Below are 281 nucleotides of genomic sequence, written 5' to 3'. Positions count from 1 at the left end.
AATGCAGACAGCTTTGTGCAGGCCAGCCTGCCGGATGGTCAGGGCAAATATAAAGGCAAATTACAGTTTGTTGATAATGTGGTCGATGCAGCCTCCGGCACAGTCAAAGTCAAAGCGGTATTTGACAATAAAGAGATGAAATTATGGCCTGGTGCTTACGTCAATCTGGACATGAGTGTGCGCACCATCAAAGATGCCGTAGTAGTGCCGCAGGATGCGATTGTGGTCGGTGCACGCGGTAAGTCGGTCTATGTCGTGAACGCAGAGTCAAAAGCCGAAGT

1 protein-coding gene is annotated in these 281 nt (G+C 49.5%); it reads left to right on the top strand.

The window, feature by feature from the left end; translation table 11 throughout:
• Window positions 1–281, top strand: a 281-nt coding sequence (locus KDM89_RS22055) for an efflux RND transporter periplasmic adaptor subunit (RefSeq protein ID WP_369123609.1), incomplete at both ends; no start/stop codon positions are given.

It is taken from the genome of Cognatundibacterium luofuense (genome assembly GCF_018139685.1).
In the GTDB taxonomy this organism is placed as follows: domain Bacteria; phylum Pseudomonadota; class Gammaproteobacteria; order Burkholderiales; family Burkholderiaceae_D; genus Undibacterium; species Undibacterium luofuense.
The sequence above is the reverse complement of the archived record's forward strand: the minus strand, read 5'-3'. Positions and strand labels throughout refer to the sequence as shown.